Below are 26,967 nucleotides of genomic sequence, written 5' to 3'. Positions count from 1 at the left end.
GGGGTTTGGTGGGTTGGTGTGGGGGGGGGAGGGGGCGGTTGGGGGCAAGTGGGGGGGGTTGTTCCAGCGGGGGGGGAGGGGCACACAGCCACCCATCTTTAAGGAGCCCCCCATGGCCATCTTTGCCGACATGATTAGGGAAAGTTCGAAACTGGGCCCGGGCGACGCAGAATGGTTGCACCTTTTGGTGGGCGACTGGCAAATGATTGCTGACCTGTCCTTTGCCGACCTTGTCCTGTGGTTCCCCACAGAGGAACAAGAGTATGCGGCCCTTGCCCACGTGCGCCCGTCCACATCCCACACCATGTTTCATGCCGACTTTGTGGGCGATCGGATTCAGCCCGAGCTTGACCCGCTGGTGCGGGCGGCGTGGCGGAGCCAAAACATTGAGCGCTCCCATGAAACCAAGATTTGGAACTCAGACACGGCCATGCGGGTTGAAGCCATCCCCATGGTGCGCAACGGGCGGACACTTGCCGTCATCACCACCCACATGGACCTCTCCAGTTCCCGGATGCCCTCGCGGCTGGAGCTGACCTACCGCCAGTGCGCCTATGACCTGTTGAAGATGGGGACCTTGGGTCTGTGGCCCGACTTCGCCTCCCCCACGGGGTCACGCCGTGGCGCCCCACGTGTGGGAGACGGGCTGCTGCGCCTTGACGTCGATGGCATAGTTCAGTACGCCAGCCCCAACGGTGTTTCTGCTTTCCGCAGGCTTGGCGACGGTGATTCGTTGGAAGGACGTTCCCTGGCCGAGGTCACCACGGGGCTGCTCAAGGACCGGCGGATGGTCGATGAGTCACTGCCACTGGTTGTCACGGGGCGCATGCCCTGGCGGACGGAGATTGAATCCCGCGGGGTGAGTTTGTCCCTGCGCGCTATTCCGCTGCGGGACGGGACGGAGCGTTTTGGGGCTTTGGTGCTTTGCCGCGACGTTTCTGAACTTCGACGCCGGGAACAAGAGCTGGTGACCAAGGACGCCACTATTCGCGAGATTCACCACCGGGTGAAGAACAATCTGCAGACCGTGGCGGCGCTGTTGCGCATGCAGTCCCGGCGCATGCACAGCGAGGAAGGCAAACAGGGGCTGGAGCAGGCCATGCGTCGCGTGGCAACCATCGCCCTGGTGCATGAGACCTTGTCCCAGGGGCTGGCCCAGAATGTCGATTTTGACGAGCTGATCGACAGGCAGTTCAGGCTGTCCGCCGAGGTGGCCTCGCCGTCGCAAAGGGTCCGCACCGAGCGCGAAGGCGCCTTCGGTGAGCTGCCCAGCGACTTTGCCACCCCGCTGGCCCTGGTCATCAATGAACTGGTCACCAACGCCGTGGAGCATGGCCTGCAGGACCGTGAAGGAACTGTGTGGCTGACGGCCCACCGTTACAAGAATGATTCCGGCGACGACGCGCTGACAGTGGGCATAGCTGACGACGGCGTGGGGTTGCCGCCGGGGCACATCGCCGAGGGCCTGGGGCTGCAGATTGTGCGGACCCTGGTGACCAGTGAATTGGGTGGCACCATCGAATGGACGCCGCGAGCGGGCGGCGGCACGGTAGTGACATTGCAAATGGCCCTCATCAGCCGCCATTAAACAACTGACCCGCAGTAAACGCCGAAAATCACGTTGAAAACGTGATTTTTCGGCGTTTACTGCGGGTCAGTTTGGAAAAGAGGGCTAGCTGGCGCGACGGGCGCGGGCTGCGCGGCGCTTCATGGCGCGGCGTTCGTCCTCGCTCAAGCCACCCCAAACACCTGCATCCTGTCCCGATTCAATGGCCCACTTCAAGCACGTGTCGACCACTGGACAGCGACGACATACGCTCTTTGCTTCCTCGATTTGCAACAATGCAGGGCCCGTGTTTCCCACCGGGAAAAACAATTCCGGGTCCTTGTCGAGGCAGGCTGCGCGACTACGCCAGTCCATGCTGATCACTCACTCCTTTTAGAACGGGAGGCATTTTGTGAAAAAATTCACGTTGGGCCACATAAGAAAGGGCCCTCTGTGGGCCCTCTAGGTCATTGACTTAAGCCTGTCATGTTAACTCTACGTAAACAAGGGGTAAGGAATGATTTATTAGCTCATAGCCGTGAGCGATACATCACAACGAATCAGGGATACGAGGCTGGCACTCGGCAAACTCCGATAGGGTGCTCTTGTGCAAAACGATCCTCAAACTCCCGCTGACATGCCCCGCCCCGAGTCCCCGCAAACCCCTGTCACGCGGCTCCAAGACGGTGCCGGTTCCCGCCCGGCCGGCGTACTTGTTGTCGCCGCTGTGGTGGCAATCGAATCCTTGGCGCTGGGCGTTCTCGGTGTCTGGTCCATCGTTTTGGCCATGACGCAGCCAACACAGTCCATGGCCAGCGGCGTGTTCTTGATTGTCCTGCTTTTGGCGTTGTCCGCGGGCTTGGCCCTTGTGGCGGTGAACGTGTACAGAGGTTTTAGGTGGACGCGCTCCGCAGCCTTTGTGTGGCAGTTGTTGATGGTGGCTATAGCCGTGTCGACGTTGCTCGAGGGAAATATTGTGCCGGGTTTGGCGATGTTATTGCCTCCAGTGGCGGCGGCTTATTTCCTGTTCACCCCGAAAGTGGTGGCATTCTCACTGCGCACCGGCGCGCAGCACAACGTGTTGTAAATCCCCCTTGAGCCTTATTCCTTTTGTCGGTGTCGGCGCCTCACCTGATGGACTCTTGCGGCGGAGGTTGCAGAAAGGGGAATTGAAACCAATGGCACAACCCGCCATCGATCAGGACTCCACGGCCCAGCGGTTCCGCCCCGGTGGTATCCAATCTGACCCCGAATAGCTCGGCATCGGAGGGACGTTGCGGCATCAGCACGATGCCTTGTTGCACCGAACGGAGTCCCCATTCCAGCGGAAGCCTGGAGAGTCCCGGGTTGGGGTAGGAGAGAGCAGCCACAATTGATGTGCCGGCCGCGAGCAAGGTGCTGATCTGACCCTGCTGGAGCGGCTCCAACCCGGCCGCGTCGTCCACCAAAAAGATCCCGGCAGGGTCTTCCTGCGGCCTTGATGGCAGGATCCTTGCGCCGTTGAGGTGCCACAGCGCGTTCAAAAATGCTGTCTTGCCTGTTCGGCTCCCACCCACGACAGGAATCAGTGCCCCCGCGCCAAAGTGCAAGGAAACCAGTTCGTGGCCGTCCCCGCCCAGGCCCACCACCAATTGCCCTGGCGCCGGCGCGCCGTGACTGGCTGAGCCGTGGCGCCCAGGGCACGCTGCTTGGAGTTCTGCCATGGTGAGGGTACGTGGCAGTTCTGCCACCGCCAGGGTTCGTGCTGCGTGGCTTCCGGCACGACGTTCACTCAGTGCCTGCCCCGGCACCCGGCCAGGGGCATGCGTGCCAAGTTGGGCTATGTGCATGGTCTCGGGGTCCGCCTGTGCGGCGGAGGCATTGATGGGCCCGGCAATCGCCGCGCGTCCGGCCATGGCAGCGAAACGTGGCAGCCGCGGCCACAGCATGGTGGATTCGGTGCTGGCGCCGAAACTCAGAAAGACCCTGTTGGGGATGGCAGCCAGGATGGGTGAGGTGAGGAGTTCGCGACCGCCGCCCACCGCCACCACAAGATCGCCATTGTTAAAGCGGATCAATTCTGCGATGGTTTCCTCGGCCCACTGCCACGGACTGGCCCGCAACGCCGTCACCCAGCGTCCCCAATCGGAAATGCACAGAACCAAGGTTTGGGTGCTGGTCGTGGCCACCTCCAGGAGTCGCTGCACCAGGCGGGCAGCGGTCCGCAGCTGGACTGTGGTGACACAACTGCCCACCCATGGGCTATGGGCGTAGGCGGCCAGGGATCCGTCGCCGTCGAGGAGATAAAGTAACCGCCCCCCGGTAGCGGCGCCGGACAGTTGCCGGGAGTTGGCAGCCAGGAGCTGACCCGCTGCCAGGGAAATAGCCCGGGAGGTTTCGGAAGGAGTGCCAAAACAGGCCAAATGCGAATGGTACTCAGGGTGCCACAACAAGTCTTCCAGCCGCTGGCGTTGCGGAACGTCCACCCTCCCCAGCAGGATAGCGCCAGAAACAGCGTCAGAAGTGGCGTCACCGTGGTCGCCCTCAGGTGTTCCGGCAAGCGTCAGGGCGCCGGGCAATTCCGGGGCCACCACAGCCGGCGCCTCACACAGGGCTGCATCTGCGGCCCGGCCCGCCTGCCATGCTTCTCGCAGTAGTTGCGCCACGGCATCAGGGTCACTAGCGGGCGAGGAAACAATGGATTCGACGGCGGTGCCGGTCCTGAGTCGCTCGGTGAAAACGTCCACCAGCGGAACTTGTGCACCGAGTAGTTCGGGGGATCGCAACGTGGCGCTTTGAAATTCCTCGGCAGGCTCCCCGGCCCGGCTGATAAAGCCCCGCCCGGGCGTTGAAACGCTAATCGTGGCGGCGGCACCGGTGCCAATGACATCAGCGGAGTCAACAGCAGATTGCACACGCAAACAAATGGAACTGGTGACGTTGGCCCTGATGTCCGCGTTCAACGCACCCTGTGGTCTCTGGGTGGCCATGACCAAATGGATACCCAAGGATCGGCCCACGGCGGCAATACGCATCAACTCAGCCAAGGCCAGCGGATGCTGATCCACCAGAACGCGGAACTCGTCAATGATCACCACAAGATGGGCCATGGAATGGCTGTTGGGGGCGGACCTTTCAGCATGAGGAGGCGCAACAACAGCCACCTCAGTGCCAGCCACCCCAGTGCCAGCCGGCCCAGTGGCACGCTGGGCTGGGCGCGCACGAGCCATGGCGCGGTATTGGTCACTGTCGGAAGCCTCTGCATGGGCCAGCGCAGCCTCACGGTGGCGGAGCTCAGCGCGTAGGGACGCAAGCATGCGTTCCATCCCCTGCGCGCCCAAGTCGGTGATGAGGGCGCTGGTGTGCGGAAGCTTGGCCAAGGCGCCCAACCCCGCGCCGCCCTTGAAATCGATGAAGATGAACTGCAGATCTTCAGGGGAGTGGGCTGCCGCAAGACTCCCTGTCAAAACACGCAGGAACTCGGACTTGCCCGAACCGGTGGTGCCCGCCACCAGCAGGTGCGGCCCATCCCGGACAAAATCAAACATCGTTGGGCCGGTTCCGGACTGCCCCAGGGGAATGGGACGCAACGGACCGCCAGCAGCGAAACGCCACGCATCCAGGAGGGCGTTGACACTGCAGTGGCGGGGCAAAGAGCTGGCCGCCAGGGACGTTCGCGGCGAGGGGCCGAGTCCAGCAGCCGTGTTGGCTCGAGCACGTGCGTAGGCGTCAAAGGCTCGCGGCTGGACACCGTCAGGCACGAAGTGTTCTTCGGCGAAAGTCCCCACGACCCCATTGCCCACGGCCACCAGTGTTACGAGACCCGTCCCGGTGTTCGCCAGGCGGCCGGGTTCCGCTGGAAGGACGTCATCGTGGCCCTCGTCAGCGATGTTGCTGCCGGTTGCCGCGTGCGATAAGCCGCCATTGCCCGACGCCACAAAGTTCAAAACCCGCAGACCGGGCAGCGGCGACGGCAGGCGGACAGCCCGTTCAGCTAACACCACAAGAACTCCCGCTGGCCCTGGCCCGCCGTGCACGACAGTCCCGCTCAGGCGATTCAGGGCATGCTGCGCCGCTGGCACCGTCCCGACCAGCACGGTGTGCGGCAGAAACCTCGCGGCCAGGGGCAGCTGCTCAGGGTCGCCCAGCAACACAACAGGGACAGCTGCGGCGTCCAGTTGCATCAGGACAAAGTTCAACAATGACCTCAAGGCGTTGGCTGGACCCTGCACCGTGAGCGCCCCCGGGCCCCAGCGCACACACACGGGCGCTTGAGAAAGCAGGGGAGCAGAAAATGTTGGGTCGGTGGGAGCCAACACCAGGTGGGCGGCCCGCGCGGCAGTGCCCATGCGCAAGGCCAGCCCGGCATCGGGTGAGCCGGCGTCGGGTGGGCTGGCACGGGGTGAGATGGCACCTGTGTGGGCGGCGAGCAGCAACGTGCCAGCATCGGGGAAGGCGTGCGAGATCCGTTCGGCGTCATGCTGCGCGGCTTCGTCCACTGCTGCCAGGAATGCCTGACGGCGTTTGCCACCACCGAGCAGTGGGAAAAGAACCGCCAGGGCACCCATGGCTGCGAAGGCTAGAAACATCCACGAGCCCGTGACCACAGCCAGCACCACGCCCAAGACCAACGGCAGACAGCCACCAACCATCATGGCCGTCTGATTCCGCAGTGAGCCGGCGGTGCCCTGCACCACGAGGGGCTCCAACGTGGCTGCGCTCAGCAGCGGCGGCCCGGAACGGGACGGGGCAAACGGCTCGGCGGAGTCTTGTGGCCCAGTACCGCCGGTGGATCCAGCAGACCCCGGGTCAACGCGGCCGCCTCGAGAATGATCTAGAAAATGAAGCTCGAAGGTGCTGTTCCCGCAGCCGACGGAGTCTCCCACGTCAATGGCAACTGTTCCCTTGACAGGGGCAGCGCTCACGGTGGGGCTGGCACCGGTGCGGCGGAGGGTGAATCCGGCTGAGTGACGCGTGGCCGAAAGCGTAATGCTGTGAGTTCCCACAACGAGCGTCCCGTGCTGCCGGGACAGGGCGGGGTCGGCCACGGCGATGCGGCACTGCCCGCGCCCCACGCTGAAGGTGCCCCGACGCAAGGCAAAGACGGCTCCGGCGTCCGGTCCGGAACACACGGTCAAGACGGCGGCTATGCCCTCGAATCCGGGGACGGGCATTGCTCCCGGAAACGTCCCGCCCGGTCTCGTCGCACGCGCAGCAACAGCCGTTCCGGCCGGGGCGTCCGGCAGTTGACCGCCGCGAAGTGGCCAGGCCACCACCACCGCGCCATTGACCAACGGCGGCTGGCCCGCCTGCAATGTGCTGAGGGGGCGGCCGCTTACGCTAAAGGAGTAGCCGACCCAGCGGCGGGCCAGGGCCTGCGCCAGGCACTGGCCGGAACAGGACTCATCAGGGGTGCCCGGTGGCCAGCTAACACTGAGCTCCGTGACACCAATCGGTGCCGCACCGCCGCCGCCATCAACACCAACTGTGCCCATGCCCGCCACCAGTGTGACCTCCAGCACCATGGCACCTCCTCAGCCAACACGCCCGGTCTGCCCACTGATTCCGAGCCTAGGTGAGGCGCCGGCGGTGCTGGCCCGCGACGTCGAACATTGTGGCTAAATACCAAGCCAGGCTGGGCTGTGGGGGAATAAAAGGTGGCGACCCAGTGCAGGGGAGCTTGTGAGGCGCACCACGTAGGAGGTCGCGGTCCAGATCGGTCAGGTAACCTAGGGGGATAGTCCTAGGCACTGCTGTGCCCATATATCGCTACCAAGCTACACAGGAGAGTTTGTGAACGCTGACCTAGTCGTCGTCGGTTCGGGTTTCTTTGGCCTAACCATTGCAGAACGTGCCGCCACCGAGTTGGGGCTGAAGGTAGCCGTCATTGATCGCCGCCACCATATTGGCGGAAATGCTTACAGCGAGAATGAGGCGCAGACGGGCATTGAGGTTCACCGCTACGGAGCGCACCTTTTCCACACCTCCAACGAGCGCGTGTGGGAGTACGTGAACCGCTTCACGCAGTTCACCAACTACCAGCACAAGGTGTACACAGCCCACAAGGGTGAGGTGTACCAGATGCCCATCAACTTGGGCACCATCAACCAATTCTTCCGCTCAGCCATGGGCCCGGGTGAGGCGCGTGCGCTGATCCAGGAGCAGGCTGGCGAACTGGCCGGTACCGATCCGTCCAACCTGAACGACAAGGGCATCCAGCTCATCGGCCGTCCCCTGTACGAGGCGTTCATCAAGCACTACACGGGCAAGCAGTGGCAGACAGATCCCAAGGACCTGCCGGCCGAGATCATCTCCCGGCTGCCTGTCCGCTACAACTACGACAACCGTTACTTCAACGACACCCACGAGGGTCTGCCGGTTGACGGCTACACCGCCTGGATTGAGCGGATGGCGGACCACCCGAACATTGAAGTTGTCTTGAACACTGACTTCTTTGACGACGGCGAATACTCCCGCAAGGCTGTCATCGGCCAGGTCCCGGTCATTTACACCGGCGCCGTGGACCGCTACTTCGATTACGCCGAGGGTGACCTGTCCTGGCGCACCATCGATCTGGAGCAGGAAGTGCTGCCGGTCGAGGACTACCAGGGCTGCGCCGTCATGAACTACCCGGATGAGGCGCAGAAGTTCACGCGCATCCACGAGTTCCGCCACTTCCACCCGGAACGTGAGTACACCAAGGACGCCACAGTGATCATGCGCGAGTTCTCGCGCTTCGCTGAAAAGGGCGACGAGCCGTACTACCCCGTCAACACTAGCGATGACCGCAGCAAGCTGCTGGCCTACCGCGACCTGGCTCGTGGCGAGAACGACGTACTCTTCGGTGGCCGGTTGGGCACCTACAAGTACTTGGACATGCACATGGCCATCGGCTCTGCCCTGAACATGTATGACAACAAGATCAAACCGCACTTCACCGGCGGAGCGAAGCTGCAAAGCGGAGGAGTTGACGCGTGAGCGTAGCGGAAAAGATGGAAACGACGACGACGGCACCTGAGACACTGGGGTGGCGCACGCTACAGAGAGTCATCTTGCCCAAGCAGAGCCAGATGGACACGGCGCCGCTGTACATGGACACGGGCAGTGCCACCGGTGTGCAGCTGCCAACGATTGGCGGAGGCCGCACCGACCAGCCGGCACAGCGTGTCAGCGGGCCAACAAAGGAAGTCCACGTTGAGGACTTCCTGTCCCGGTACTCCACGTCCGTGCGACCTGGAGAGCGTGTCTCTTTCGGTACGTACTTCAACGCGTTCCCGGCCAGCTACTGGCGTCGGTGGACAACTGTTGACAGCGTCAGACTGTCTGTGAAAACGTCCGGTTCGGGTTCAGTTATTGTGTACAAGTCGAACGCCCGCGGCGCCCTGCAGCGCGTCGATTCGGTGCGGGTTGACGGCGATTCTGTCAGCAACTTCGACCTGACTCTGAAGCCATTTGGCGACGGCGGCTGGTACTGGTTCGATCTTGTGGCGGGTTCATCACCCGTCGTGATGAAGTCCGCTGAGTGGCAGTCTGAAGGCGAAGCCAAGACGCCTGGTGCCATCACACTTGAAATCACAACGCTGAACAAGACTGATTTCTGCATCAACAACCTGCGCCTGCTCGCGGAGAACCCGCAGGCACTGGCGCACGTCAAGGAACTGATCCTGGTGGATCAGGGCACCGAGAAGGTGGCGGATGCCCAGGGGTTCGACGAGGTTGCCCAAGCGCTGGCCGGCAAGCTGCGCATCATCAACCAGGACAACCTGGGTGGTTCCGGCGGATTCGCTCGTGGCATGTATGAGGCAGTGGAGAACGGCAGCGACTACGCGCTCCTCATGGACGATGACGTGGTGGTGGAACCTGAGAGCATCATCCGACTGCTGACTTTCGCTGACTTGTGCAAGACCCCCACCATCGTGGGCGGGCACATGTTCGACCTGTACAACCGAACAGTTCTGCACACCTTTGGCGAGATTGTTAACCCCTACACCTTCCAGCCGGACCTGCCCAGCGACGAGATGACCTTGGGCCACGACTTCCTCAGCTCGAACCTGCGCCAAACAGGGTGGCTGCACCGCCGCACCGATGTTGACTACAACGGTTGGTGGATGTGCATGATCCCCACCAAGATCATCCGTGACATCGGTCTGTCGCTTCCGGTTTTCATTAAATGGGACGACGCCGAGTATGGCCTTCGCGCGAAGGCTGCAGGCTACCCCACGGTGTCCATGCCAGGCGCCGCAGTATGGCACGTCTCCTGGATCGACAAGGACGACCTGGTTGGCTGGCAGGCATACTTCCATGCACGGAACCGCTTTATTGCCGCGCTGATCCACAGCCCCTACGAGTTTGGCGGCAAGGTAGTGCGCCAGTCGTACTCCTACGACGTAAAACACCTGGTGTCGATGCAGTACGCCACGGCTCAAGGCCGCATTATGGCTCTGCGCGACTTGCTGGCCGGCCCGGATCAGCTCCACAGCTTGTTGCCCGGCAAATTGCCCCAGATTCGCTCCATGATGAATGGGTACTCAGACTCACAGTTCTCCTCGGATCCCGATTCGTTCCCTGTACCGAAGATGGACAAGCCGCCCAAGCGCGGACATGGTGTGAGGCCCCCGTCCTATGTTGGGTTGCTGCCGTGGGCAGCAAAGACTGTGGTACGCCAGCTGTCCGCCCCGGTAGCGGATTCCAGCCGGGACAGACCTCAGGCCAACGTTGCCCACCAGGACAACCGTTGGTGGCGCATGTCGCAGTACGACTCCGCTGTGGTATCCAACGCGGAGGGAACTGGCGCATCCTGGTACAAACGGGATCCCAAGCAGTTGCGCAGAATGATGTCTGAAAGTGCCAAGCTGCATGCTGCGCTTTTGAAGGACTGGCAGAAACTCAGCACGCAGTACAAGGATGCCTTGGGCGAAATTACTTCGATTGCTGCGTGGGAAAAAACTTTCGCAGCACACAGTGAAAAAAGTGAGAACCAGTAACACATGACGCAAACGAACAGTGGGCTGGTCCGCCCGGGAGTTAGTGGCGGACTGGCAGACGTGGTGCGGGCCCGGTTCCTGCTCAAGCTTTTGGTCCGCAAGGAACTGAAAGTCCGCTACCGCGGTTCTGTTTTGGGCTTGCTGTGGTCGTATGTCAAGCCCGGCGTCCAGTTCATAGTCTTTTACATTGCCCTCGGTGTTTTCTTGGGGTTGGAGCAAAGTCCAACCAACAAATCCGGGTTGCCCAATTACGCCATCTATCTGTTCTCGGGCATCGTTCTGATCAACTTCTTCACGGAAGCACTAGGCAACGCCTCGCGATCGATAGTGGGCAACGGTGGGCTGATTAAGAAGATTTACCTGCCCCGCCAGCTCTTTCCGGTGGCGTCGGTGTGGGTCTCTGCCGTGCACTTCTTTCCGCAACTGGTCATCCTCGTCGTTGCCTGCGTTTTTGGGGGTTGGCACCCGTCATTGTTGCAACTGGCCGCGGCAGTGGTTGGGTTCATTATTGTTGCACTCCTTGCCACAGGCTTGGGGCTGTTGTTTGGCGCCGCCAACGTTTATTTCCGGGACTCGGAAAACTTTGTGGACATGCTCTTGATGGTGGCCACATGGGCTTCCCCGGTTATGTACTCCTGGACGATGGTGGCCGACAAGTTGGGTGAGACATGGTTCATTATTTACCAGCTCAATCCCATCACCGTTGCCGTGGAGACTTTCCATTACGCTTTCTGGCTGCCCACAACCGATGAAAGTGCCGGCATCCCGCCAAACCTGCTGTCCCTGTGGGTTCCCATTGCACTGGTCATTTCAGCCCTGGTCCTGTTGTGGGGACAACTGACTTTCCGCAGGCTTGAAGGCCGATTCGCGCAGGAGCTTTAAGATGAATACGGCAATCGAAGTACAAGGTATCAACAAGCAATTTGTCCTGCGCCACTCACGGTCCATCAAGGAAGCGTTCGTTTGGCTTGTCAGGGGCCGCAAAGGTGATTTGTCCGAAAAGTTTCATGCACTCAAGGGCGTGGACTTGCAGGTTCAGCAGGGGGAAACGGTGGCCTTGCTGGGATTCAACGGATCCGGTAAATCAACGTTGCTCAAGCATATTTCCGGCGTCATGATTCCAGACTCCGGCACGGTTCGCACCCGGGGACGCGTGGCAGGATTGATTGAGGTCGGCGCAGGCTTCCACCACGACCTCTCCGGCAGGGACAACGTATACCTCAATGGTGCCATCTTGGGCATGACCGAGGAGCAGATCAATGAGAGATTCCAATCCATTGTTGATTTCGCTGAAATTGGAAAGTTCATTGACACGGAGGTGAAGTTCTACTCCTCGGGCATGTACCTGCGGCTGGCGTTCTCAGTGGCTGTGCATACTGATCCCGAAGTGTTCCTAGTCGATGAGATTCTGGCTGTGGGAGATGAGCCCTTCCAAAAGAAGTGCATTGCCAAGATTCAAGAGTTGGCGGCAGAGGGGAAAACCCTTGTGGTTGTGAGCCACGATTTGGACCTGGTGTCCAGGATCTGCAGTCGCGGAGTTCTGCTTGACCATGGTGAAATCATGTTCGACGGACCCATCAAATCAGCCGTAGCCAAGATGCGCGGCGAGTAAGGCTCCTCTATTCCACCTCCGGCAACGACCTGGAATGTGATTTCTCAACGATCGGACTGATGCAATGTCGGTTACTGACCAGCGTGCTGAACAAATTCCCTTGGCACCGCAGACAACAGTCCCTGGAAAACCCGCTCGTGCGGCTTTCCGTGCCGATATCCAAGCCCTCAGGGCACTGGCTGTGGGACTAGTGGTGTTGAACCACCTGTGGCCCAACCGCATGACTGGCGGTTTTGTGGGCGTCGACGTGTTCTTTGTGATTTCCGGATTCCTCATCACCACGCATCTGGTCAAGGAAGTTTCCGCCACAACCAAGATCAATCTGGGCAAGTTCTATGCCCGCCGCATCAAGCGGCTGTTGCCGGCTGCCTTCATCATTTTGGCCGTGAGTTCGCTGGCAGTAGTGTTTTGGGTTCCCTACTCCCAATGGGAAAACACTGCCAGAGAAACCGTCATGAGCGTGCTCTACGTGGAAAATTGGTCGCTGGCGGCGCAGTCCGTTGACTACTCAGCGTTGAACAATCAGGCCACCGTTGCCCAGCACTACTGGTCCTTGTCTGTCGAGGAACAGTTTTACTTCTTCTGGCCCTTGGCCCTTTACGGGCTCTACCTGCTGGGCAGGAAAATCGGCAAACCATTGGCGGTGCTGGCAGTGGGAGTCGCCGCAATGGCGCTGGCGAGTCTTGTTTTTTCCATCTATTTCACAGCAACAAACCCAAGCCCGGCCTACTTTGCCACGCCGGTGAGGGTGTGGGAGTTTGCCCTTGGCGGACTCGTGGGGCTCTTTGCTTCAAGGGTAATTCTCTCTCGAACCGCCGCCACTGCCTTGTCAGCTGCCGGGTGGTTGGCGATCGTTTTTGCCGCGTTCACTTTTAGCCCCGCAACCCAGTTTCCGGGATGGAGCGCACTCTTGCCCGTCTTGGGGACAGTGGCCGTGATTGTGGGCGGCATGAATCATGCGAAGGCTCCCCTCAACACCCTCATTGGCTGGAAACCGGTTCAGCTTGTTGGCGACATTTCCTACTCCATCTACCTGTGGCACTGGCCGATGATAGTTGTCGCACCATTCCTGCTTGCGGGTCCCTTGAACTCTTGGCACAAACTGGCCATCGTGTTGTTGTGTCTTCCACTGGCCTGGGCAACCAAAATATTTGTGGAAGACAAAGGCAGGTCATGGCGAATATTGGGCCATAGGCCTCGCACCACGTTCGTAGCCATGGGGGCCGGCATAGTTGTTTTGGCGCTGATTTCCGGCCGTCTTGTGCTGGGGGCAGCCAACCGGCAAGAGCACGCTGCAATCGTTTCGGCGCAGTTGCTTGAAAAGCCCTGTGCCGGACCGGCAGCGCTGCCCCGGTCAACCCAGTGCACAGATCCGTTCGGGCCGGCACCGGTCACCGTAATGGGCGACGCCAACAAATACTTTGCTTCAGCGCCGGAATGCGCTGTCGACCCCCAAAAAAGGCGAACGGGCGTGGACGTTGTTGCCGTGTGTGATTTCTCCGGAGGCGACAACGACGCCGAGTCAGTCTGGCTGACGGGAGATTCACACGCAGAGCAGTGGAAATTGGCTGTTCTCGAGCTGGCCAAGGCCAACAAGTGGAAACTAAGTTATGCGCTGCTGGGCGGTTGCCCGGTTGCCGATGTGAAGTTCAAGGGCTATAGGGGGAACACGAATCCCAAAGTGAGCAGCGCCTGCATGACAGGTGCCCATTCCATTGCGACGATGATTGAGGAAGAGCGGCCCAGCAAGGTTTTCTACTCCATTTTCGCCAGAGCCCAACAACTTGACGATGGTTCACAGAAGAGCCAGGAAGAACAATACATTGAGGGTTTGCCAAAGTTCTGGACGCGCTGGGCCGCCGCTGGCAGCACGGTGGTGGTGTTGGCCGATCCGCCGTTGAACGGCACTGTCCGGGACAGCAATTGTGTTGCGCTCAACCCCCAAGATCCGTTGCGCTGCGCTGTGGACCGGAAACGGGCCCAACCCGCCGACCCGCTCGTGGCTGCGGCTAAGGCACTGGACTCTGAGCACGTGAAACTGGTCGACCTCACAGACCACTTCTGTGATGCGCGGCTGTGCTACGCGGTGGTGGGGAACATGCCCGTCTACTTTGATGCCGATCATCTCAACGGCGAGTTTTCGGCCTTGATGGCCCCAATGATCGCAAACGTGCTCTCTGGCGGGTGAGGGAAACGAACCATTGAGATTTTTGTCTGCGGTAAGGCCGCCCGTTCAGAGGTTTCCTTGAGGGCGGGCTCCAACAGGCCGGGGGACAGCTGCGTGTTGACGCTGTCGGCAGGCGCCATGCTGCTGGTTCAGAATCAAGGCCTCAGCGGGTAACCCGGCAATAGGGACTAGCAGCCGTTGATTTTGTACAGTTTTGCCGAGCCCTGGCTGTCGACGAGTTCAACGCGCGGTGAGTGGCCCACATTGACAAAGCCCGGGTACCTGTGGGCCGCATCGTACTGGCCCAGGTAGCTGGTGCCGAAGTCAAGAATGTACCGGATGTTGGCGGCTGCTGCCATCTTGCAGGTAAGGGATCCGGGGACGGCTGTGGACAAGTTCCTGGCAATCAAGGACAGGTCCTGGCCCGGCTGGGAGGTGAGTTGATACTGAGAAACCTGTCGTCCGGATACCGCATAGGCCAGGGATCCGCCGTTGAACGGATTGACGGCAATGACTGCATCGGCAGGAACTTCTTCCGACAGCCGGGACATGAGCTGGTATTCATCCGGGGTGATCCAGGTTGTCCCGCCACCGCTGCCCCACGCTTGGGACAAGGGGGGTGTGAGCAGCTGTGTTTGAGCGTTTTCCCTATGCTCGAACACGGGAAAAACTGCCATGGCCGAAAGCACAATGCACCCTGCCACCGCCGAGACGGTGGTTTGCGTGAACGTTGAAGACTCAAAGGCGCTCCCGCGCCTGGATGCCGATGACACAGCCTGAACAGCCTTGGCGGTGACATCAGCCAGCCCAACGACACCCTGGGCGGCCAGGAGCAAGGTGAAAATGGGTACGAGTGCGGCCAGCCGCGGCGTGTCCTCATACCAACTGCCCACTAGGATATTCCGCCAGGGGCTGCTGGGGATGGCAGCACTGGCGATGTACAGCCCTCCCACCAATGTGAAGGAGGCAACCATCCAGTACCCACGTCGGCGCACCAGGACGGTGATGACCCCTGCGGCAGCCAATGCTGAGGCGATCCATGTGGGTGAACCGCCCAGCAGGCCGCCCGAAACGACGTCCATCGCGGCCTCTGCCACTGTCCGGCTTGGCTGCCACTCGTAGAACGGGATGACCAGGGCGTGCCACGTTGACGCAAACAAGGTGGCTCCGGCGAACCCTCCCACCAGGGTTGCTATGATGTGGGCGGGTCTGGCCTTCTGACGCAGCAGGCGCACGAAGATGCGGGACCAACTCCCGACAAGAATGGGCAGCGAGACCACCATGAGGGCGGTGAAGCCATTTGGTTGTGCCGTAAACAGCGCGGTGGCTCCAACCAAAAGCATGGCCGTCAGGGTGAACTTGTCCATGAGCCGTTCGTGCAACAAACCAAACAGTCCGGCCACGACCACCACGCAGAGCGGCAAGATCGCGTAGGACAAAACGTTCGGGAACAGTGGGCCGCGCTGGACGAGCTGGAACGGGAACGCCCAAAAGCTGGCCGCAAGGACACCGGCTGCAATGATGGCCAGAGCGTGGGGTCCGACCAGTGAGCGTACAAGGATGATGCAGGCCAGGGGCCAAACGAGTGCACAGACAGCCATGGTCAGGACGTTTTCCGCAACAAAGACGTTGACGTTTGCCACTTCGACTATCAAGGCGCAAAAGGAGTGCCACGCCGACGGGTAGATGGCCAGGGCTTTGTCCGGGTTGAGCATTTGCCCCAGAGTCAGTGACGAGGCATTGCCGGTTTGGACGATGTAGCGGATGGCGTTCAGATGGAAAACGTTGTCATAGGCCTGCGAAAAACTGTTCGGCTGGCCAATGCTGAAAACAAGCCACCGTCCGATGAGCAGTGCCGCCAGCAACAACGACGCCAACATGGGTGCAATGCCCAGCCAGTGGCCACGCCGGCCAACGGCAACCGGGTTTATCTGGCGACGGAAAGCCCGGCGCAACACCACCGCCAGCAGGCTGGCCAGCAATGTTACGCCGCCCAAGACCATGATGCTCCACGACAAGCCGAGCAATCCTCCAATGATGGCGGCAGCGCCGACGAGTCCACACGAGGCAACCGGGGCCATGGCCCAAGCCATGATTCCGCGTGCACCCAGCGAACGGGCCAACATGAGTCCCGGGACCATCAGCAGGGCCGCTGCGGAAATAAGTGCGGGCAGTGCCTGCCACCAAGTCATACAAGAATCTCGTTCCAAGCTAGAATAGTGACCTATTTTATCGCCCATTTCCGGGAAATCCAGGACAGCAGGATGTGATCTTCCCCCCGGAACGCCGGGAGCTGGTAAGGAAAAGGCGGTCATTGCCGGCGGTGGGGCCTTCCGAGCGTTCTCCTCCCGGAGGGCGTAAAATCGGAGACTGTGTTGATGCATGGGTGCTGACGCGGAACGTGGTTTAGCTCTCAACTGTACTTCCAGCCCGGCAAAGCCCGATATTGTACTAACAACGCGCCGGCATGTGTCCAATCATCCGGATGTCATCAAGCTCGAAAGAAAAGGCTACCCAAAAGTGAAGATTGCTGTCATTGCCCTCGGTAAGATCGGCCTGCCCTTGGCTGTCCAGTTCGCCTCTAAGGGGCACGATGTGGTCGGCGTGGATGTCAACCAGACTGTCGTTGACCTGGTCAATGCGGGAACCGAGCCCTTCCCGGGTGAAGCCCACCTTCAGGAAATGCTGTCCGAGTTGGTTCCGGCCGGCAAGCTCCGCGCCACGACCGACTACGCCGACGCCGTTCCTGGCGCCGACGCCGTGGTGCTGGTTGTTCCGCTGTTCGTTGACAAGGATGCGAACCCGGACTTTGGCTGGATGGACACCGCGACGGCTGAACTTGCCAAGCATCTCACAGCCGACACCTTGGTGGCCTACGAAACCACCCTGCCGGTGGGCACCACCCGCACCCGCTGGAAGCCTGCCCTGGAAGCAGGGTCTGGACTGGTCGAGGGCAGGGACTTCCATCTGGTGTTCTCCCCGGAGCGTGTGTTGACCGGCCGTGTCTTTGAAGACCTGCGCAAGTACCCGAAGCTGGTCGGCGGCGTGTCGGAAGCCGGGGCGGCGAAGGCCATCGAATTCTACGAGTCCGTCCTGGACTTTGACGACCGTCCGGATCTCGCCCGCGGCAATGGCGTTTGGGACCTGGGTTCCGCCGAGGCATCCGAACTGGCCAAGCTCGCGGAAACCACCTACCGTGACGTCAACATCGGCCTGGCCAACCAGTTCGCCCGCTTCGCCGGCAAGACCGGGATCGACATCTACCAGGTCATCGCCGCATCCAACTCCCAGCCCTTCAGCCACATCCACCAGCCCGGCATCGCAGTGGGTGGGCACTGCATCCCCGTCTACCCGCGTCTGTACCTGTGGAACGATCCGGAAGCCACAGTTGTCCGTGCCGCCCGTGCAGCCAACGCCGACATGCCGGACTACACGATCGGCCTCCTCGAAGGTGCCTTCGGGGACCTGACCGGGGCACGCGTCGTCGTCCTCGGCGCCGCCTACCGCGGCGGTGTGAAGGAAACCGCGTTCTCCGGCGTGTTCGACGCCGTTGACGCCATCAACCGCCGAGGCGGCACCGCACTGGTCCACGACCCGATGTACACGGACGCCGAACTGACCAAGCTCGGATTCCTGCCCTACCACCTGGGCGAGGCCGTGGATGCGGCGGTTGTCCAGGCAGACCACGCCGAATACCGTGATCTGGCCCCCGCCGACCTGCCCGGCGTCAAGGCGTTCATTGACGGCCGCCGCGTCAGCTCGGCCGAGAAGTGGGATGGCGTCACCTACCGCGTCATTGGCAAGGCATAAACTCAGTGACCCTTCGAAAAGTCGCCATTGTGCCGTGCCACAATGAGGCAGCTGCAATCGGCAAGGTCGTGGCCGACCTTGTCGAGGCTGTTCCGGACCTGGAAGTCTATGTCTACGACAACGCCAGCACGGACGCAACCGACATTGCCGCGCGCGACGCCGGTGCCCACGTCCGCTACGAAACGCTCAAGGGAAAGGGCAATGTGGTGCGCCGCGCTATGGCCGACCTTGACGCCGATGTGTACCTGCTCATCGACGGCGACGACACCTATGACGCTGCTGCCGCTCCGACCATGATTGAGATGTTGCTGAATGGGCCCTTCGACCAGGTGACAGGGGTGCGGACCCAGCAAAGTGAGACCGCGTATCGGGTGGGCCATGAGCTTGGAAACAAGGCGTTTAACACGGTGGTCAGCAAGATTTTCGGCTACCCGGCAACGGACATGCTGAGCGGATACCGGGTGTTTTCCCGGCGATTTGTCAAGTCATTCCCCGCGACCTCCAGGGCCTTCGAGATCGAGACGGAACTGACAGTCCACGCCATCAATGCCCGGATGCCGCAAACCGAGGTTCCCGTTGGCTTCAAGGACAGGGCCGAGGGAACGGAAAGCAAGCTGCGGACCTACCATGACGGGTTCCGGATCCTGGGAATGATTGGGAAGCTCCTGCAGCTGGAACGGCCGCTGCTGGTCCACGGCGTGATTTCGGCTCTTCTGGTCCTGCTGGGCCTGGGGCTGGGCGTTCCCGTCATTGTTGACTACCTCGGCACAGGACTAGTGTTGCGCTTTCCGACGGCATTCCTGGCGTCCTCGATCGTCTTGCTGTCCGTTCTGGTGCTGCTCATTGGCATCATCCTGGATGGTTTGCGCAAGGTTCGCCAGGAAAACATTCGAACGGCCTACCTTGCCATTCCAGCACCCGGCCGGGGTGCTTGATCGAATTGGACAGCACCATTGTCACCACCTCCAAGCGTGCCGCCCTGCCGTGGCGGGAGATCTGGAAGACCGCGATAACGTTCGTTGCGGCTGCAGCGGCCCTCCAGCTCGTTTTCTTCGGTCTGCTGATTGCAGCCCAGGCTGTCCCCGACAAAGCCATCGTGGACAACCTGGCAGTCGCGGTCAAGAACGGCAACTATGGGCCCTCCCACCTGCCGGATCGCATGGGCGGCGCCAGCGACTCATTCACCGAATGTGTCGTGGCCGGCACCGGCCTGGGATCGGTGGGGAAAAACGCCTTTGACAGGGCTGTTGTCATGCCACGAATCTCCAACTGCGCTGTAGGGGAAAAACAAATACAGGCACTTGCGTCCGGGAAGGAACTGGACCCGGCAACTGTGGGGGAGTACTACCGGTATTGGGCGGGCTACACGGTCATCAGCAGGCCGGTCATCGCAACGATGGGGCTCCCGGGCATGCGCATGGTGGCTGGCGGGATGTTGGCCCTTGGCGCCCTCTTGGCCGTGTGGGCCTTGGGCCGGCAATCCAGCCGCTGGGCAGCCGCAGCCATGGTGGCACCGTTGTTCCTGGCCTCGAATCTCCTCTCCACGCCGTCGACCTCGTTCAGCCAGGCAATGTCCGTTTCGATAATTTTCCTTGGCATTGCCATCACGGCATGGTCTGCGGGAAAGTCACTCAAGCATGCCGTGTTCGGTGTTGGCCTGTCAGCTGCGCTCTTTTGCTACGCGGACCTGCTGACCACACCGGCCATACCCTGGGCGTTCAGCACGGCCATCGTCGCCTGGGTCACCTTCCGGAAAACGCGCAGGCTCAAGGCCACCCTCGGAGCCGGGCTCTTGACCGCGGCCATCTGGCTGATTGCGTTTGCCGGAACATGGGCGTCCCGCTGGGCGCTTGCAGCACTGTTTGTGGGGATCCGAACCACGTACAAGAACATCAAGACCACCATGGATTTCCGCACGGTCGGCGAATACAAGAACGTCGACAAGTCCCTCGGAGCGCCGACAGCAGTCAATTGGAATTATTGGATTGGTCATGTTCCCACATCGGTGATTGTGCTGGTTGTCTGCGCAGCGATTATCGTTGTAGCACTGGCATTTACCTGGCGCCGGAACGGATTGCGCACAGTTGCCGCGTGGCCCGTACTTGCCGCATCCGCCCTGGTCATTGTCCTTTGGTATGAGGCCTTGAACAACCATTCCCAGATCCACGCGTTCTTCACCTACCGCGGATTCCCCGCCATGTTGGGAATCTTGACGTTTGCGGCGCTGGCCCTGGCCTCAATGCCAAGACCGGACCGCACCGTGCAAGAGGATACTCTTGAACCCGGACAGCGAATCCAAGAATCCGGATCATCGATTCTCGGACAAAAACCACAATGGAAGGACACCGAAAGATGAGTTATGTGGCCCCCAGCGCCGACGTTTCAGAACAGGCTGTTCTCGGCGAAGGCACCAAAATTTGGCACCTCGCCCAGGTGCGTGAAGACGCCGTGCTTGGCGAGAACTGCATTGTTGGCCGTGGCGCCTATGTTGGCACAGGCGTAAAGATCGGTGACAACACCAAGATCCAAAACTACGCGCTGGTGTATGAGCCGGCAGTGTTGGGCAACGGCGTTTTCATTGGCCCTGCAGTGGTGTTGACGAATGATACCTACCCCCGCTCCGTCAGTCCGGACGGTTCGTTGAAGAGCGCGCACGACTGGACGCCCGTGGGTGTGACCATCGAGGACGGTGCATCCGTTGGCGCCCGGGCCGTTTGTGTTGCGCCGGTGACCATCGGCCGGTGGGCCACGATCGCGGCCGGCGCCGTGGTTGTCAAAGATGTTCCGGCCTTCGCGCTGATGGTGGGCGTTCCCGCCCGCCGTCTGGGCTGGGTTGGCAGGGCAGGTTTCCCGTTGAAGGAAGACGGAGGTTTCTGGGTGTGCCCGGAGACCGGAGCAAAGTATGTTGAAGATGGAAATTCCCTGAAAGAGGCAGAGGACAACGCATGAGCCAGGACTTCATTCCCGCAGCAAAACCCATCATCGGTGACGAGGAACGTGCAGCGGTCGACGCCGTCATGGCCTCAGGCATGTTGGCGCAGGGCAAGGAGGTGGCCAGTTTTGAGACGGAGTTCTCAGATGTCCTCCTTGACGGCCGCGCCAGCGTTGCCGTGAATTCAGGCACCTCCGGCCTGCACCTGGGCCTGCTGGCTTGTGGTGTTGGCGCCGGCGACGAGGTCATTGTCCCGTCGTTCACCTTTGCCGCCACCGGCAACTCGGTCGCACTCACAGGGGCCACCCCGGTTTTCGCCGACATTGAACTGGACTACTACGCCCTCGATGTGGCCCATGTGGAGTCCCTCATCACGGAGAAGACCAAGGGCATCATGCCGGTCCACCTGTACGGCCACCCCTTCGCCGCCGAGGCTTTTGCGGCTTTGGCCGAGAAGCACGGCATCGACCTGTACGAGGACGCGGCCCAGGCACATGGCGCGGCTGTCAACGGCAAAAAGGTTGGTACGTTCGGCAAGTTCGGCATGTTCAGCCTGTACCCCACCAAGAACATGACCTCCGGCGAGGGCGGCATGGTCTCCACCTCCGACGCGACGGTGGAGCGCAACCTGCGCCTGCTGCGCAACCAGGGCATGGAAACCCAGTATGAGAACGAACTGGTTGGCTTCAACAACCGCATGACCGACCTGCACGCCGCCATTGGTCGCGTACAGCTCACAAAGGTGCTGGGCTGGACCAAGAAGCGCCAGGACAACGCCGCGTTCCTGACCGCCAACCTTGAAGGCGTGGGCACGCCCAAGGTTGCCGAAGGCGCGGAGCACGTCTACCACCAGTACACCATCCGCGTCCCCGAGGGCCGTGACGAACTGCACGCCCGCCTGCGCTCGGAATTCAACATTGGCTCCGGCGTGTACTACCCGGTGCCTAACCACCGCCTGCCCTCCTTCAACCGCACCGAGGACCTGCCTAACACGGAGATCGCCGCCAAGGAAGTCCTTTCCCTGCCGGTGCACCCCTCCCTGTCGCAGGACGACCTGGAGCGCATTGTCGCGGCAGTCAACACTATCTTGAAGGCTGGTGCCTAAGCATGGCTAATTTGCGAGTGGGCCTTATTGGCCTGGGCATGATGGGCCGCCACCACGCGCGGGTCATTCGCGAAGTCGAGGGCGTGGACCTCGTTGCCGTGGCCGACGCCTACGGTGACCCCCACGGCGTCGCCAAGGAGCTCCCCGTTCTTGGCAGCGTCCAGGAACTCATTGCTGCCGGCATCGACATGGCTGTTGCCGCTGTGCCCACCGGCATGCATGAGGAAGTCGGGCTGGCCCTGGCCGAGGCCGGCATCCACACCCTGGTGGAGAAGCCCATTGCGGCCAGCGCACCGGCAGGTCAGCGCCTCGTGGACGCCTTCGCGGCCAAGGGGCTCGTTGGCGCCGTCGGGCACATAGAACGGTTCAACCCTGCCCTGCAGTCGCTGCGCAAGCGCATTGCCGACGGCGAACTCGGTGAGGTCTACCAGATCGCCACCCGCCGCCAGGGCCCCTTCCCGGCCCGCATTGCCGACGTCGGCGTGGTCAAGGACTTGGGCACGCACGACATCGACCTGACCGCCTGGCTTGCCCAGAGCCGCTTCGAGTCGATCTTCGCCCAGACCACAACCCGCAGCGGCCGCCCGCATGAGGACATGGTGGCCGCGACCGGCAAGCTGGCCAACGGCGTCATCACCAACCACCTGGTGAACTGGCTATCCCCCATGAAAGAGCGGCTGACCATTGTCACCGGCGAAAAGGGTGCCTTTGTCGCCGACACCGTGACAGCGGACCTGACGTTCTATGAGAACGGCACGGTTGCCACCGAATGGGAGTCCATGGCCGCGTTCCGGGGCGTCTCCGAGGGCAATGTGACCCGCTTGGCCATCGCCAAGCCGGAGCCGCTGCGCACCGAGCACGAGGCGTTCCGTGACGCCGTGCTGGGGCTGCGCAACGACGTCGTGACCATGGCCGAAGGCCAGGACACGCTCCTGGTCGCAGAGGCTGTGCTGGAATCCTCACGCAGCGGCGCGAATGTGAAAATAGCCGCACCGTGAAATCAACTCGTACCCCCCGCGTGATAATTGTTTCGCGCCTTTTCGCTCCGGAGGTGGGTGCCGCGGCGTATCGGCTCAAGGCCCTCGCCGAGGCTTTGATCGCGGCCGGTGCGACGGTTGAGGTCATTTCGAGCAAACCACCTCTGGGCACGGTTGTCGAAGACACGGCCTACAGGATCCGGCGGTGGCCGGTGCTGCGTGATGACGGCGGCAATGTCCGCGGGTATGTGCAGTACCTGAGTTTTGACATTCCGGCATTTTTCAGGCTGCTGTTCAGCCGGCGGACCGACGTGGTCGTCGTCGAACCACCGCCCACCACCGGCTTCGTCGTTTTCCTTGCCAGTGCGCTGAGAAGAACACCGTACGTGTATTTTTCAGCCGACGTCTCTTCCTCTGCCGCCAAGGGCATAGGGGTGGGCGGGCCGGTTCTTGCCATCCTGACGAAGCTGGAACGATTCGTCCTGCGTCGGGCGACCTCCATTTTGGCGGTGTCCGAGGGCGTGAAGGTCGAAGTGGCAGCGCTCACGGCCAGGGCTGAAAACATCCACAACGTGGGTACGGGCGTTGACACCAACACCTTCAGCTTCCCCGGCCCGGACAAGAATGAGGAAGGCAAATACTTTGTGTATGCCGGAACCATGTCCGAAATCCAGGGCGCGGGCGTCTTTGTTGACGCATTCCTTTCGCTGGCCGCATCCCACCCGGACGTGAGGCTGATCATGTTCGGGCAAGGCGTCGAAGTGGCGGAGTTGAAGGAAAAGGCAATGGCCGCGGGTGGGCAGATTGTCTTCAAGGCCCCCGCCTCCGGTGAGGAAGTATCGCGGTGGTTGCGCAGTTCCCTGGCGAACCTGGCCTCGGTGCGCCCGGGCAAAGGGTATGATTTTGCTTTCGCCACAAAGTCGCTCGCCGGATTGTCGGCAGGAGCGCCCGCCATCTACTCCGGCGTCGGTCCGCTGCGGGAAATCATCGCCGAAAATCAGTTGGGCGCTGCTTGTGGCTGGGAGGCGTCCGACGTGGCCCTGGCCATGAAGGAGGCCATTGAAAATCCTGTTACCCGCCAACGCCGCACGGAGCTCTCGCGGTGGGTCGAGGAAAACTATTCCCTCCGGGCGGTAGGCGCGGCTGCAGCTGAAGTCGTTTTGACAGCCGAGAACATCCGCTGACAATGAGCCGCGCCGTGTGCCTGCATTGTCGATCCAACTACTAGATATGGGATAATAATTTTGTGAGTCGCACCTGGATAGTAATACCGATGTACAACGAGGCTACTGTCGTAGGTACAGTCATCGAAGGGCTCCTGCCCCATTTTTCCCATGTTGTTTGCGTTGACGACGGCAGCAGCGACGGATCCCAAAAGGTCGCCCGCGACGCTGGCGCGATCGTAGTCCAGCATCCTGTTAACCTGGGCCAGGGCGCTGCGCTGCAGACAGGCCTCGAGTACGCTCTCTCAGACCCAGAGGTTGATGCCATCGTCACCTTTGATGCGGACGGTCAGCACCGCGTCGAGGATGCCAAGGAAATGGTTGCAAGAATTCACTCCGGCGAGGCCGAAGTGGTTCTCGGATCGCGATTCCTCGACGACCGCACAGTGGTCTCGAAGCCGAAACGCCTTGTTCTGAAAGTCGCCGCCGTTCAGTCCCGGTGGTCCACCGGCATGGCCCTGACCGATGCACACAACGGCCTGCGGGTCTTTAGCCCGGACCTGGCACGAAAGATCCATCTGACACAGAACAGGATGGCCCACGCCTCCGAGCTGGTCAACCAACTCTCCGTCATCAAGCCCGTATGGGTTGAGCATCCCGTGGAGATCATCTACACGGACTACTCCCGCTCAAAGGGGCAGTCCCTTCTCAACTCCGTCAACATCCTCGCGGATCTCTTCCTTAGGTGAGCACGTGCAGATCATTGTCCAAATAATCCTCCTCCTTGCTGTCGTTTTGGTGTCCTTGGCGCTGATGCGCGGAGGTTCCAATGCCCGCCATCTGGCGATCCGGCGCATCATGCTGCTGCTTTTCGCCTGTGTTGCCGCGTTCTCTGTATTCTTCCCCACCTTTCTGACACGGGTGGCAAATCTCATGGGCATCGGCCGTGGCACGGACCTTGTCTTGTATGCCCTGATCGTGAGCTTCCTGGTCTTCATGGCCACCACCTACCAACGATTCCGTGGCTTGGAGGGTACCCTTACCTTGTTGTCCCGGCGCATCGCTCTCGACGAAGCCGAGCGTCCCTGGGCTGAGTCGCCGGCAGACAGAGACTGAGAGCCGCTGCCGTGCCAGCACTGTTCCGCAGGACCGACGTTAGCGTTTCAAGTTCCAAGAAGCTTGCGACCCGTTGGATATTCGGCCTCATGGGCACAGCCTCCCAAGGACTTGTCCGTTTTCTTTACAGCGTTCTGATCGGCCGTTTTGTGGGCGTCAGTGCCCTCAACAACGTCAATGCGGCCATGTCTGTCTCATTGCTGCTGAGTTTGTTGTGGCCCACATCCTCGGGACAGGCAGCCACGCGCTATGTGGCCCAGATGCGCGGCGAAGGCCGCATGGACCAGGCGCAGGCGGTGGCAAACTATCTGGGTCGGCGGATGCTGGGCAGCGCCGTCGTGCTCGGGCTCGCAACTGTGGCAATTTGCCTCACGGTGTTGCACTCCGACCTGGCCACAGCGTTGTGTGCCGGCGTTCTCTTGTTGGGCTATGCGGCATGGTCGTTTACGCGGGGCGTGCAGTACGGTGCCGGTCAGATAGCCGTTGCAGCCGTGTGGGATGTGGCCAGCTCGGCCGCCGCCCTGATCATGCTCACGCTCGTGCTGTTCTTCCACCTGAACGCAATCCTGTTGATCCCGCTGGCGCTGTCCTATGGCGCCTATGGGATTGTTTGCTGGCCCAGAAAGTCCGGAACAGCCATAGACGGCACCTTGCTGGGACAAATGAACCGGTTCGTGGCCTACGGGGTTCTGGGCACTCTTTCCAGTACTGGACTGCTGCAGCTGTCGATGCTTGGTGCCCACCTGGTCGGCACGGAACTTGAGGGCGGCTACTATGCCGCAGCGTTGAGCCTTGCAACGCCAGCCACCATGCTGGCACGCACCCTGAACCAGGTTCTCTTCCCCGTCATGGCTGAGGCGGGCGGGCGGGGCGACGCCAGCACCATGCGGGGACACACGGACATGGTGGCCCGGGGGATGGTGGTCGTCATGGTCCCGGTCTTTGGCACCATGGCGCTTGCCAGTCCGGTGATTCTCTGGGTTCTGTATGGTGAGAAGTTTGCCGGGGCCGCAGATTTGTTGCCCGTCATGCTCGTCGCGGTCATGTTCACCACCCTGCCGGTGGCGGCCATCAACCGGCTGAATTCAATTGGCATTCGCGGCGCCAAGTTTGTGTCGCTGGTCTCCGCCGGGGGCTTGATCGTCGCCGTTCTGCTGTGGCTTGTGCTCAGCCCTGTCTACGGAGTCATGGGGATAGCACTTGGCTACCTCGTGGCCGCACTGCTCACGGCGTCAGTCCTGATTGGCGCCTGCTGGAAATTGGACAGGCAGCGATGGCTGGCGTTGTACGCCAAGGCCATTGCAGGAGTGCTTGTCATTGGCGGCGGCGTGGTAGCCACGGTAGCCCTCAAGCCACCGTTTTGGGTCGGGATTTCCATGGCCGTCATCTTTGCCGCGCTCTGGTGTGTGCTGGCCTTCTCAGAGATCAGGACCCTGCGTCGGGTGGGCAAGAAGGCCCAGGTTTCCAGCGTCGCAGTGGATTCGGCTCCGCTATAGCCGTTCTCAACCAATCAACACCGAACGCCTCCATGGCGGCATGGGAACGGCACCCTTCAAGTGAGAGCCGCCCATGCAGC

At 61.2% G+C, this 26,967-nt stretch carries 20 protein-coding genes; 17 read left to right on the top strand and 3 right to left on the bottom strand.

Annotation, left to right across the window (positions count from 1 at the left end):
• Positions 1 to 112 precede the first annotated feature (112 nt).
• On the top strand, positions 113 to 1,588 hold the full coding sequence (locus ACX80E_RS09475) for a sensor histidine kinase (RefSeq protein ID WP_459301662.1): 1,476 nt from the start codon (positions 113 to 115) through the stop codon (positions 1,586 to 1,588).
• Positions 1,589 to 1,672: 84 nt separating this feature from the next.
• Here the strand turns inward: ACX80E_RS09475 and ACX80E_RS09470 are convergent, their stop codons facing one another.
• Positions 1,673 to 1,921, bottom strand: a complete 249-nt coding sequence (locus ACX80E_RS09470; protein WP_103464761.1) for a WhiB family transcriptional regulator — start codon at positions 1,919 to 1,921, stop codon at positions 1,673 to 1,675.
• Between the two features lie 232 nt (positions 1,922 to 2,153).
• Between ACX80E_RS09470 and ACX80E_RS09465 the strand changes: the two genes are divergently transcribed.
• Positions 2,154 to 2,633 carry a hypothetical protein gene (locus tag ACX80E_RS09465; RefSeq protein ID WP_459301661.1) on the top strand — a complete coding sequence of 160 codons (480 nt, stop codon included), beginning with the start codon at positions 2,154 to 2,156 and terminating at the stop codon, positions 2,631 to 2,633.
• A 40-nt stretch (positions 2,634 to 2,673) separates the two neighbouring features.
• On the opposite strand, the gene ACX80E_RS09460 is transcribed toward ACX80E_RS09465, so the two are convergent.
• Positions 2,674 to 7,050 (bottom strand): FtsK/SpoIIIE domain-containing protein, encoded by a 4,377-nt coding sequence (locus ACX80E_RS09460; RefSeq protein WP_459301660.1) that lies wholly within the window; start codon positions 7,048 to 7,050, stop codon positions 2,674 to 2,676.
• A 268-nt stretch (positions 7,051 to 7,318) separates the two neighbouring features.
• Between ACX80E_RS09460 and glf the strand changes: the two genes are divergently transcribed.
• The 5 genes from glf to ACX80E_RS09435 all read left to right on the top strand — a co-directional run bounded on the left by glf (position 7,319) and on the right by ACX80E_RS09435 (position 14,309).
• Positions 7,319 to 8,503, top strand: a complete 1,185-nt coding sequence (gene glf / locus ACX80E_RS09455) for a UDP-galactopyranose mutase (protein ID WP_459301659.1) — start codon at positions 7,319 to 7,321, stop codon at positions 8,501 to 8,503.
• 14 nt (positions 8,504 to 8,517) lie between these two features.
• Complete coding sequence (locus ACX80E_RS09450; RefSeq protein WP_459301666.1) at positions 8,518 to 10,509, top strand: glycosyltransferase; 1,992 nt, start codon at positions 8,518 to 8,520, stop codon at positions 10,507 to 10,509.
• 3 nt (positions 10,510 to 10,512) lie between these two features.
• Complete coding sequence (locus ACX80E_RS09445) at positions 10,513 to 11,391, top strand: ABC transporter permease (RefSeq protein WP_459301658.1); 879 nt, start codon at positions 10,513 to 10,515, stop codon at positions 11,389 to 11,391.
• 1 nt (position 11,392) lies between these two features.
• Positions 11,393 to 12,121 (top strand): ABC transporter ATP-binding protein, encoded by a 729-nt coding sequence (locus ACX80E_RS09440; protein ID WP_459301657.1) that lies wholly within the window; start codon positions 11,393 to 11,395, stop codon positions 12,119 to 12,121.
• A gap of 64 nt (positions 12,122 to 12,185) precedes the next feature.
• A complete protein-coding gene (locus ACX80E_RS09435) occupies positions 12,186 to 14,309 on the top strand; it encodes an acyltransferase family protein (protein ID WP_459301656.1) in 2,124 nt (707 codons plus the stop codon).
• Between the two features lie 167 nt (positions 14,310 to 14,476).
• On the opposite strand, the gene ACX80E_RS09430 is transcribed toward ACX80E_RS09435, so the two are convergent.
• A complete protein-coding gene (locus ACX80E_RS09430; RefSeq protein ID WP_459301655.1) occupies positions 14,477 to 16,480 on the bottom strand; it encodes a DUF6541 family protein in 2,004 nt (667 codons plus the stop codon).
• Positions 16,481 to 16,808: 328 nt separating this feature from the next.
• Here ACX80E_RS09430 and ACX80E_RS09425 point away from each other — a divergent pair, with 328 nt between their 5' ends.
• From ACX80E_RS09425 to ACX80E_RS09380, 10 genes are all read left to right on the top strand, one after another.
• The gene (locus ACX80E_RS09425; protein ID WP_459301654.1) at positions 16,809 to 18,098 is read left to right on the top strand and encodes a nucleotide sugar dehydrogenase; all 1,290 of its coding nucleotides are present in this window, start codon (positions 16,809 to 16,811) and stop codon (positions 18,096 to 18,098) included.
• Between the two features lie 5 nt (positions 18,099 to 18,103).
• Complete coding sequence (locus ACX80E_RS09420) at positions 18,104 to 19,033, top strand: glycosyltransferase family 2 protein (RefSeq protein WP_459301653.1); 930 nt, start codon at positions 18,104 to 18,106, stop codon at positions 19,031 to 19,033.
• Positions 19,034 to 19,038: 5 nt separating this feature from the next.
• Positions 19,039 to 20,454: a hypothetical protein gene (locus ACX80E_RS09415; protein ID WP_459301652.1), complete on the top strand. Its 1,416-nt coding sequence runs from the start codon at positions 19,039 to 19,041 to the stop codon at positions 20,452 to 20,454.
• A complete protein-coding gene (locus ACX80E_RS09410) occupies positions 20,451 to 21,047 on the top strand; it encodes an acyltransferase (RefSeq protein ID WP_459301651.1) in 597 nt (198 codons plus the stop codon). The genes ACX80E_RS09415 and ACX80E_RS09410 overlap by 4 nt, the downstream gene beginning before the upstream one ends.
• Positions 21,044 to 22,135, top strand: coding sequence for a DegT/DnrJ/EryC1/StrS family aminotransferase (locus tag ACX80E_RS09405; protein WP_459301650.1), 1,092 nt, complete (start codon positions 21,044 to 21,046; stop codon positions 22,133 to 22,135). Before ACX80E_RS09410 ends, ACX80E_RS09405 begins: the two co-directional genes overlap by 4 nt.
• Before the next feature lie 2 nt (positions 22,136 to 22,137).
• Positions 22,138 to 23,133 (top strand): Gfo/Idh/MocA family protein, encoded by a 996-nt coding sequence (locus ACX80E_RS09400; RefSeq protein ID WP_459301649.1) that lies wholly within the window; start codon positions 22,138 to 22,140, stop codon positions 23,131 to 23,133.
• Between the two features lie 20 nt (positions 23,134 to 23,153).
• Positions 23,154 to 24,296 carry a glycosyltransferase family 4 protein gene (locus ACX80E_RS09395; protein WP_459301648.1) on the top strand — a complete coding sequence of 381 codons (1,143 nt, stop codon included), beginning with the start codon at positions 23,154 to 23,156 and terminating at the stop codon, positions 24,294 to 24,296.
• A gap of 89 nt (positions 24,297 to 24,385) precedes the next feature.
• Positions 24,386 to 25,024, top strand: a complete 639-nt coding sequence (locus tag ACX80E_RS09390) for a glycosyltransferase family 2 protein (protein WP_459301647.1) — start codon at positions 24,386 to 24,388, stop codon at positions 25,022 to 25,024.
• Between the two features lie 4 nt (positions 25,025 to 25,028).
• Positions 25,029 to 25,391, top strand: a complete 363-nt coding sequence (locus ACX80E_RS09385; RefSeq protein ID WP_459301646.1) for a DUF2304 family protein — start codon at positions 25,029 to 25,031, stop codon at positions 25,389 to 25,391.
• An 89-nt stretch (positions 25,392 to 25,480) separates the two neighbouring features.
• Entirely contained in the window at positions 25,481 to 26,887 is a 1,407-nt protein-coding gene (locus tag ACX80E_RS09380; RefSeq protein ID WP_459301645.1) for a lipopolysaccharide biosynthesis protein, read from the top strand.
• Positions 26,888 to 26,967: the final 80 nt, after the last annotated feature.

This window comes from Arthrobacter sp. TMN-49 (assembly GCF_054511095.1).
This window is presented reverse-complemented; position numbering and strand designations above follow the sequence as displayed.